This is a genomic window from Sphaerisporangium rhizosphaerae (assembly GCF_042665155.1).
GTDB classification, from domain to species: Bacteria; Actinomycetota; Actinomycetes; order Streptosporangiales; family Streptosporangiaceae; genus Sphaerisporangium; species Sphaerisporangium rhizosphaerae.
Genome location: NZ_JBHTCG010000056.1, coordinates 24,308 through 32,672 on the forward strand (window position 1 = coordinate 24,308; position 8,365 = coordinate 32,672).

The following is an 8,365-nucleotide window of genomic DNA, read 5'->3' on the forward strand; positions in this document are numbered from 1 at the left end:
TGGCTTGCAGCGGATCGAGCCGACGCCCGCGACGGCATGAAACCCGCGCCTCCACGGCACCTGTCGCCGTGGATCGCCAGGCCCCATCGCCTCGATCCAGGTTTGTCACTCTCGACAGGAGAGTGCCAACGAACTGTTTAGCACTCTACCCGGTCGAGTGCAAGCGACAACCCCTATGACCTGGGCGGCACAAGGATTTCTCCGACCGTATGCCGAATATTGGGCCCGCCCCCACAGGGTAGGCGGTACAGCCCCGCAGGCTGACATGAAGGAAGGCCCGGCCCGTCTTGGTGCATGACAGACCGAACCTTCCAGCTACTGACGGGGAGAGACTAGTGGATCTTCGTCTGGCCGGGCGACGCCGGCCACGTCACACAGTGCGAACGGACTCCGCCTGCGGGCCCTTCTGCCCCTGCGTGATCTCGAACTCCACCCGCTGACCCTGCTCTAGGGACCGGTATCCCTCGGACAGGATCGCTGAGTAGTGGACAAACACGTCCTTACCACCGTCTACCGCGATGAAGCCGTAGCCCTTGTCCGCGTTAAACCATTTGACGGTGCCCTGCGCCACTTTCCGACTCCTCTTGCTGGGCTCCGGACCCCGCCCACTCCTCCGCGAGGTCCGTGACCTTCGGAGCCGAGACGCATGCGAACTCCTCGGCTACGTCGATCGTTCTCGACCATACCTGTGGCAAGGGTTGAAGCAACAGAGTCAATCGGGAAACTACTACTTGACGTTCGCTCTCAGCGGCACTCGGCTATTTCCCGCTCGCGTTTAGTTAGTTGACAATTACACTAACGGAGGACCCGGTAATCACTTCTATTATGATAGTCGTCCCGCTACCGGGCCCCCCTTGCGGACATGGCGACGCCCATGCGTCCAGCTAGGACGCATGGGCGTGATGTGACCGATGGGGCCGGTGAGACTTGAGCACGCCTCACAAAGGCCAGAAGGGCGCGGAGGTCAGCCCCCGGCGACGGCGGGGATCACCGAGATGTTGGTTCCTTCGGGGGTTGCGGTGTCGAGACCGTCGACGAATCGGACGTCCTCTTCTCCGACATACACGTTGACAAAACGGCGGATCTTGCCCGTTTCGTCCAGAATACGGGCCCCGATTCCCGGGAAGTCGGCGTCGAGCTTCTGGAGCACCTCGCGCAGGGTCGCCCCGTCACTGCTCACCTCCGACGCGCCGTCGGTGTAGGTGCGAAGAATCGTCGGAATCCGCACAGAAACGCTCATTTATCAGGCCCTTTCAGGAGTGGTCGGCGACAGCCGTACGAAATGCGTCGAGCGAAGGACGGATGACCGCGGTGGGCCTCGCCTCGGCGGAGACCGCGTCGAGCGTCTTGAGGCCGTCCCCGGTGTTGAGCACCACCGTCTCGGCCTCGGGGTCGAGCAGGCCGTTGGAGACGAGTTTGCGCAGCACGCCGACGGTCACGCCGCCGGCGGTCTCGGCGAAGATGCCCTCGGTGCGCGCCAGCAGCCGGATGGCGTCCACCACCTCGGCGTCGGTGACGTCCTCCACCGCGCCGCCGCTACGACGGGCGATGTCGAGCACGTACGGGCCGTCGGCCGGGTTGCCGATGGCGAGCGACTTGGCGATGGTGTCGGGCTTGACGGGACGCACGATGTCGTGGCCCGCCTTGAAGGCCGCCGACACCGGCGAACAGCCCTCGGCCTGTGCGCCGAAGACCTTGTAGGGGCGGTCCTCGACCAGGCCGAGCTTGATCAACTCCCGGAACCCCTTGTCGATCTTGGTGAGCTGGGAGCCGGAGGCCACCGGGATGACGATCTGCTCGGGCAGGCGCCAGCCGAGCTGCTCGGCGATCTCGAAGGCCAGCGTCCTGGACCCCTCGGCGTAGTACGGCCGGAGGTTCACGTTGACGAAGCCCCACTTGTCGCCCAGCGGGTCGCCGATGAGCTCGGAGCAGAACCGGTTGACGTCGTCGTAGGTGCCCTCGATGCCCACCAGCCGGCCGCCGTACACCGAGGCCATGACGATCTTGGCCTCTTCGAGGTCGGACGGGATGAACACGCAGGCGTCCAGCCCCGCGCGCGCCGCCGCGGCCGTCACCGCGCCCGCGAGGTTGCCCGTGGAGGAGCACGACAAGGTGTGGAAGCCGAAGTTGCGCGCGGCCTCCAGCGCGATGGCGACGACCCGGTCCTTGAACGAGTGGGTCGGATTGCCGGAGTCGTCCTTGACATGCAGGCTGCGCAGGCCCAGTTCGCGAGCCAGATTGTCGGCCTTGACCAGCTTGGTCCAGCCGGGGGCCAGGTTGGGCCGGGAGGCGACGTCGGCGGGCACCGGCAGCAGCCCGCGGTAGCGCCAGATGTTGCTCGGACCCGAGGCGATCTGCTCACGGGTCACCGCCGTCCCGGTCTCGCCGGGAGAGCTCCAGGTGTAGGCCACTTCGAGTGGCCCGAAACACTCGGCACAGGCGAAGATCGGTCCCAGGTCGAACCTGGTGCCGCATTCGCGGCACGAAAGAGCGACGGCGGGGCCGAAGTCGAGCGTGGTCGTTGTCTCAGCTGTTGCGAGCGCCATGAAGCGAGGCCTTTCCCTCATCTTCGCCCGGACCACCTTGGTCACAGGCCGGAATTGGCACCTGTCCCGGCCGGTCTCACTGGTCTTTGAGTGCCGCGTCGTTCGGCAGACGCGGATGACCACAGCCGGGAGGGTTGCCGGGGCTTCGCAGGGCCGGTCCCTCCACCCCTCTGGATGAGCAATATGAAGTTGTGATCCCGCTTGTATCACAAGCAGGCCTTAAGAACTGTACCTCGCCCACCGGCGCGGACGGCCGTCCGTCTCATTCTCCGAGACGTGAGAGCACGATAGGAGAAACCGAAGCCGCAGGTGAGCACGTTGCGAGAAGCGTCGCGAGAAGCTCCGTCCCGGAACAGAGCAGGCGGGAAGGGAGCGCGTTGCGGCCCGCTAGGCGAAGGGCCGGCCGTAGGCGTCGCCGAGCGCCGCCTGGACGTACTTGCGCGCCTGGTGGATGCGCGACTTGGCCGTGCCCAGCGGGATGCCGAGCTGCTCGGCGACCTCGTTGTAGTCGAGCTGGCAGATGTCGCGCAGCACCAGGGCCTGGGCCAGCTCGGGCTTGTCGGCCTCCAGGGACTCCATCGCGTCGAGCAGGTCGAGCCGCGACCCGGCGATGACGCTGACCCTGCGCGGGTCGGCCCGCAGCTCGGGCAGTTCATCGGCCGTCTGCTCGGCCGCACGGCGCTTGAGGGTGCGGTAGGTCGTGCGGGCGCAGTTGGTCGTCACGATGTGCAGCCAGGTGGAGAAGCGGGCCCGCCCCTCGAACCGCCCGATGTTGCGCGCCACGGCCAGCAGGGTGTCCTGGCAGGCCTCCTCGGCGTCCTGGTGGTACGGCAGCAGCCGCGAGCAGTGGCGCAGCACGTCGGCCTCGATGCGGCGCAGGAGCTCGCCCAGCGAACGGTGGTCGCCCGCGGCGGCCGCGCGGGCCAGATCCTCGGTCGTCTCGTCAAGCGCCATGCCCCGAGCTCCTCTCGACCGCCTGCGGCCAGCCCTGACCTGACCGCCAACCCATCTTATTGGGAGCGTTAAATTCAATTAATCTGCGGCCAGGTGCGCGTCACAGCGGAGATGAACCGGCGAGGGACGACCGCCGCAGGGCGGACGAGGAGTGGTGATGGGCGGATGAACACAGTTCTGCTGGCCTCCAACAGGGGGCCCGTGTCGTTCACGCTCGCCGATGACGGCACGCTGACGATGCGCCGCGGTGGGGGCGGCATGGTCTCCGGCCTGTCCGAGGTGGCCAAGGACGCCGAGGTGCTGTGGGTGTGCGCCGCGCTGTCCGACGGCGACCGCAGCGCCGTGCGGCTGGCGTCGGGCGGGCGCCTGGACCAGGCCGGCTACGACACCGGCCCGGTGCGCATGCTGGACATACCGCCCGCGACGTTCCACCGGGCCTACAACGCGGTGGCCAACTCCACGTTGTGGTTCGTCAACCACCTGCTGTACGACACGCCCAACTCGCCGCAGTTCGACATGCGCTTCCGCCGGGAGTGGGAGTCCTACCAGGACTACAACGCCGCGTTCGCGCTGGCGCTGGCCGAGGAGGCCGCGCACGGCGCCCGCGCGATGATCCAGGACTACCACCTGACGCTCGCTCCGGCGATGCTGCGGGTGGAGCGCCCCGACCTGCGCATCTCCCACTTCTCGCACACCCCGTGGGCGCCGCCGGAGTACTTCTCGCTGCTGCCCGACGACATCGCGGCCGAGCTGCTGACCGGCATCCTCGGCGCCGACCAGGCCGGCTTCCTGACCGCGCGCTGGGCGTCGGCGTTCATGGACTGCTGCGAGACCCTGCTCGGCGCCCAGGTCGACCGCGTCCAGCGCACGATCACCTACGAGGGACGCACGACCCGCATCGGCGTGCACCCTCTCGGGGTCGACGGTGACGCGCTGTGGGCGCGGGCCCTGGAGCCGGACGTCGAGTCGCACATGCTGGCCCTGCGCGAGCGGGTGGGCGACCGCAAGCTCATCGTGCGCATCGACCGCACCGAGCTGTCCAAGAACATCGTCCGGGGGCTGTCGGCCTACCGGCAGTTCCTCGCCGACCATCCCGAGTGGCACGGCAAGGTCGTGCACCTGGCCTTCGCCTACCCCTCCCGGCACGACCTGCCCGAATACCGCGAGTACACCGCGGCGGTGCAGCGGTGCGCCAAGCAGATCGAGGACGAGTTCGCCGGCGAGGACTGGGACCCGCTGATCCTCAACGTGGACGACGACTACGCCCGCTCGCTCGCCGCCTATCGCCTGGCCGACGTGCTGCTGGTGAACCCCATCCGCGACGGCATGAACCTCGTCGCCAAGGAGGGCCCCATCCTCGCGCCCAACTGCGCGCTGGTGCTGTCCAGGGAGGCCGGGGCCGCCGCCGAGCTGGGCCGGGACGCGCTCATGGTGAACCCCTACGACGTCTCGGGCACGGCCGGCGCCCTGTACGAGGCGCTGATGCTCCCCGAGGAGGAGCGCGCCAAGCGCGGCGCCCGCCTGCGCGCGGCGGCCACGGCCCTGCCCCCGCGCCAGTGGTTCGCCGACCAGCTCGCCGCCCTCGACCGCTGATCGCAGCCGGCCGTTCGACGCGGCCGTCCGGCGCGGCCGGAGGCGGTCGATCGCGCGCTGACACGATTTCCGAGCCGTTCGAGTGCTTCGCCGCCTACCGGTCTCAGTGGCGGGTCAGGGCGTCGGAGAGAGCCGACAACAGGGCCGCGACGCCCGCCGGGCCCTCCACGACCAGGTCGGCGCGTTCGGCGAGCGCGGTGACCTCGGCGGAGGCGCTGCACACCGTCACGCCGGGCAGGCCCGACAGGCGGACGGCCTCGAACGCGGCGAGGTCGCCGAGATCGTCCCCGGCGAACAGCACCGACCGGGCGCCGCGCTCGGCGAGGAACGCCCCGAGGGCGTGCCCCTTGTCCATCCCGGCGGGCCGCAGCTCGAGCACCAGCCGCCCCGGCTCGACCAGCATGCCGGTCTCGGCGGCGAGCTTGGCCAGCGGGTCGCGCAGCGCGCGCAGGCTGCCCTCGGGGTCGGCGGCCCTGCGGGTGTGGACGGCGATCGCCCTGCCCTTGTCCTCCACGGTGATCCCCGCCTCGCTCCCGTCCCTGACGGGGTGCCCCAGCGAGGCCAGCAGGCCGGGAAGCTCGGCGCGGACGCGATCGGCGCCGGGCGGCGGCGGGGGGGCGCTCAGCGTGCCGTCCTCCCAGCGCTCCAGGCCGTACTGGCCGAGCACCACGAGCCCGGGCACGTCGGCGAGGCCGGGCCCGCCGGGCACCTCGCCGTAGGCGATGGCCGTGGCGGCGGGGCGGCCGGTCACGAGCACCACCGCCCCGACCAGGCCGCCGAGGCGCACCAGCGCGGCGGCGGCGTGCGGGTCGACGCGGGCGTCGGCGGGATCGGGGACGATCGGCGCGAGCGTGCCGTCGAAGTCCAGCCCGATCACGGCGCCCTGGGGATCGGCCTTGATCGCCGCCAATCCGGCGATGTCCGGCAACACATCATGAGTCACGCGTTCAGCACTACCCCCTGGATCACGGGCGCATGCCCAGACGGCGGGCCGCGCGCTCGCGCTGCCGCGAGGCGCGCAGCCGCCGCAGCCGCTTGACGGTGAGCGGGTCGAACGCCATGGCCTCCGGCCGGTCGACGAGCCGGCCGAGCAGCTGGTAGTAGCGCGTCGCCGAGATGTCGAAGGCGTCGCGGATGGCCTGCTCTTTGGCGCCCGCGTACCGCCACCACTGGCGCTCGAAGGCCAGGAGCTCGCGCTCGCGATCGGTCAGGCCGCCGGGGGTCTCGGGGGTGGAGGGTTCCTCGGGATCGCTGTCACCACGATCTGGTGCGGTGTCCAAGATGTCCTCCTCGGTCGGGTACACGGGAGACGTGGACGGAGGGCCGGGCAGGGCGAGGGAGATGCGTCGTGCACCCGGTCGAGCGCGACCCTGAGCCACGACGCGCGCGTGCGGCCCGTGGCAATCGTAGTCGGGAATTCGCGGCTGTTCATGACAGTTCGGGAGACCCGGACCCGAGCATCTCGGGGGAACGCCGCGCGCGCCCGGCGGCGCCGAGCACCGGTGATCGCCATATCGGGGCGAAAGCCCGCCGCCCCGGGCCGGCCGGGCACGGAGATCGGCAAGGTTGCCGGCGTCTGCGGATGGGCCCCTATGACACCGCGGTCCAACGACGTACAGTCACCAAGTGTGACCTCTGTCATCACGCTTCTCACTGACTACGGCTTGGAAGACGGGTTCGTGGCCTCCTGCCACGGGGTGATCATGGGAATCGCCCCGCAGGCACGGATCATCGACGTCTGTCACCTGGTCCCGGCCGGGGACATCCGGCGCGGCGCCGCGATCCTCGCCCAGACGCTGCCATATCTGCCCGCCGGTGTGCACGTCGGCGCCGTGGACCCCGCCACCGCGGGCGCCCGCCGCTCGGTCGTCGTCGAGGCGGGGCACCGCGTGTTCATCGGCCCCGACAACGGCCTGCTCTCGTGGGCGCTGATGGCCGCGGGGGGCGCGCGGGTGGCCTACGAGATCTCCAACCGCGACCTGTTCCTCAACAGGTTGTCGCCGGCCTTTCCGGGCAGGGACATCTACGCGCCGGTCGCGGCGCGCCTGTGCACCGGCAGCAAGCCCGCGGACGTCGGCCCCGAGGTCCCGCTCGACCGCCTGCTGTCGCTGCCGGCGCCGACCGCGCGGCTCGGAGAGGGGGCGGCCGACGGCGAGGTCCTCTCGCTCGACCGCAACGGCAACGTGCAACTGTCGGTGACCGCCGACGACCTCGCCTCCATCGGCGTCCACGTCGGGGACACCCTGGCGGTCTCCATGGGCAGGCGGCAGATCACGGTGCCGCTGCGCGACACCTTCGCCGCCGTCCCGCCGGGCAGCCTGGTCGCCTTCACCGACTCGGCGGGGCACATCACCTTCGCCGTGCGCTCCGGCGACGCCGCCGAGCGCCTCGGCCTGCCGCCCGGCGCCCATGTGCGGCTGGCGCGGGCGGCCGACATCTGACCGGCCGCGACAGCGGGCGTCCGCGGCTCCCTGCCGGAGATCGCAATCCTTGCCATCCGCTGACCGTTCATCACTCTTATCCGCATTCGAGCGATGGGTACGGTCACACCGGCGCCCAGAGTAGTCACCCGCACGCGGACAGTTCTTGATCAAAGACCTCTGTCTCCCAGGGGACCTGGACCGGGGCGCCGTGACGGGTTTCCTTCGGGAGGAGCAACAAAATGATTCGCCGTCTTCTGATCACCACGGCCTGCGCCGCCGTCGCCATCGTCGTGCCGGCCGCCGCGGCCTGCGCCCACAGCCCCGCCTCCGCCGGCATCCACCGGGGAGACGACACCGACACCGACACCGGGACCGGGACCGACGTGGACGCCGCTGACGACACCGCTGACGACACCGACACGGACACCGGCCTCGGCGTCGGCCTGGGCCTGGGCACCGGGCTGGGCACCGAGTTGGGCACGCCCGTGGTCGCCAACACCAACAGCAACACCACCACCGGCACCAACGCCGACACCAACGTCAGCGCCGCCGCCGACGCGGGGCTGTACGCCCCGAATGCCCACGGCCCTGACACGGCCCCCCGCTCGCCGTCCAAGACCGCCCACCCGGCCAAGACCGGCTGAACCGCCGGCGAGCGGAGCGAGCGCCCGAACCCGCGCGAGCGGAGCGAGCGCCAGAAACACAGACCCCTCCGCGGACCTCTTGGGTTCTAGGGTTCGTTGCAACACCCCACTTCAGGGGATGCGATGGACTTTGAGATCCGCAAGGTGCGCAAGGCGCAGGGGCCGAGGAAGCTCCGGGCTGAGCGGGAGGAATACTTTCGGCTCG

Annotated in this window: 9 protein-coding genes and 1 riboswitch; of the genes, 3 read left to right on the forward strand and 6 right to left on the reverse strand. The window is 70.1% G+C overall.

What is annotated here, in order from left to right; genetic code table 11:
* Nucleotides 1–370 precede the first annotated feature (370 nt).
* The 4 genes from ACFQSB_RS38965 to ACFQSB_RS38980 all read right to left on the reverse strand — a co-directional run bounded on the left by ACFQSB_RS38965 (nt 371) and on the right by ACFQSB_RS38980 (nt 3,500).
* Nucleotides 371–571, reverse strand: coding sequence for a cold-shock protein (locus ACFQSB_RS38965; protein WP_354845365.1), 201 nt, complete (start codon nt 569–571; stop codon nt 371–373).
* Nucleotides 572–964: 393 nt separating this feature from the next.
* Entirely contained in the window at nt 965–1,240 is a 276-nt protein-coding gene (locus tag ACFQSB_RS38970) for a MoaD/ThiS family protein (RefSeq protein ID WP_354928565.1), read from the reverse strand.
* Between the two features lie 13 nt (nt 1,241–1,253).
* A complete protein-coding gene (gene thrC / locus ACFQSB_RS38975; protein WP_354928611.1) occupies nt 1,254–2,546 on the reverse strand; it encodes a threonine synthase in 1,293 nt (430 codons plus the stop codon).
* Between the two features lie 14 nt (nt 2,547–2,560).
* A riboswitch (SAM riboswitch) is annotated at nt 2,561–2,727 on the reverse strand.
* 206 nt (nt 2,728–2,933) lie between these two features.
* The gene (locus ACFQSB_RS38980; protein WP_354845357.1) at nt 2,934–3,500 is read right to left on the reverse strand and encodes an RNA polymerase sigma factor; all 567 of its coding nucleotides are present in this window, start codon (nt 3,498–3,500) and stop codon (nt 2,934–2,936) included.
* Nucleotides 3,501–3,665: 165 nt separating this feature from the next.
* Between ACFQSB_RS38980 and ACFQSB_RS38985 the strand changes: the two genes are divergently transcribed.
* Nucleotides 3,666–5,093, forward strand: a complete 1,428-nt coding sequence (locus ACFQSB_RS38985; protein ID WP_380832309.1) for an alpha,alpha-trehalose-phosphate synthase (UDP-forming) — start codon at nt 3,666–3,668, stop codon at nt 5,091–5,093.
* A 103-nt stretch (nt 5,094–5,196) separates the two neighbouring features.
* On the opposite strand, the gene otsB is transcribed toward ACFQSB_RS38985, so the two are convergent.
* Complete coding sequence (gene otsB / locus ACFQSB_RS38990; protein WP_380832311.1) at nt 5,197–6,036, reverse strand: trehalose-phosphatase; 840 nt, start codon at nt 6,034–6,036, stop codon at nt 5,197–5,199.
* A 22-nt stretch (nt 6,037–6,058) separates the two neighbouring features.
* A complete protein-coding gene (locus ACFQSB_RS38995) occupies nt 6,059–6,304 on the reverse strand; it encodes a DUF3263 domain-containing protein (RefSeq protein ID WP_459117361.1) in 246 nt (81 codons plus the stop codon).
* 417 nt (nt 6,305–6,721) lie between these two features.
* Here ACFQSB_RS38995 and ACFQSB_RS39000 point away from each other — a divergent pair, with 417 nt between their 5' ends.
* Nucleotides 6,722–7,534 carry an SAM hydrolase/SAM-dependent halogenase family protein gene (locus ACFQSB_RS39000; protein WP_354845345.1) on the forward strand — a complete coding sequence of 271 codons (813 nt, stop codon included), beginning with the start codon at nt 6,722–6,724 and terminating at the stop codon, nt 7,532–7,534.
* Between the two features lie 221 nt (nt 7,535–7,755).
* Nucleotides 7,756–8,160, forward strand: coding sequence for a hypothetical protein (locus ACFQSB_RS39005; RefSeq protein ID WP_380832313.1), 405 nt, complete (start codon nt 7,756–7,758; stop codon nt 8,158–8,160).
* The last annotated feature ends 205 nt before the right edge of the window (nt 8,161–8,365 follow it).

Coding starts and splice junctions, on each gene's coding strand:
- thrC (WP_354928611.1), bottom strand. CDS start 2,546: ATGGCGCTCGCAACAGCTGAGACAACGACCACGCTCGACTTCGGCCCC.
- ACFQSB_RS38970 (WP_354928565.1), bottom strand. CDS start 1,240: ATGAGCGTTTCTGTGCGGATTCCGACGATTCTTCGCACCTACACCGAC.
- ACFQSB_RS39005 (WP_380832313.1), top strand. CDS start 7,756: ATGATTCGCCGTCTTCTGATCACCACGGCCTGCGCCGCCGTCGCCATC.
- ACFQSB_RS38985 (WP_380832309.1), top strand. CDS start 3,666: ATGAACACAGTTCTGCTGGCCTCCAACAGGGGGCCCGTGTCGTTCACG.
- ACFQSB_RS38980 (WP_354845357.1), bottom strand. CDS start 3,500: ATGGCGCTTGACGAGACGACCGAGGATCTGGCCCGCGCGGCCGCCGCG.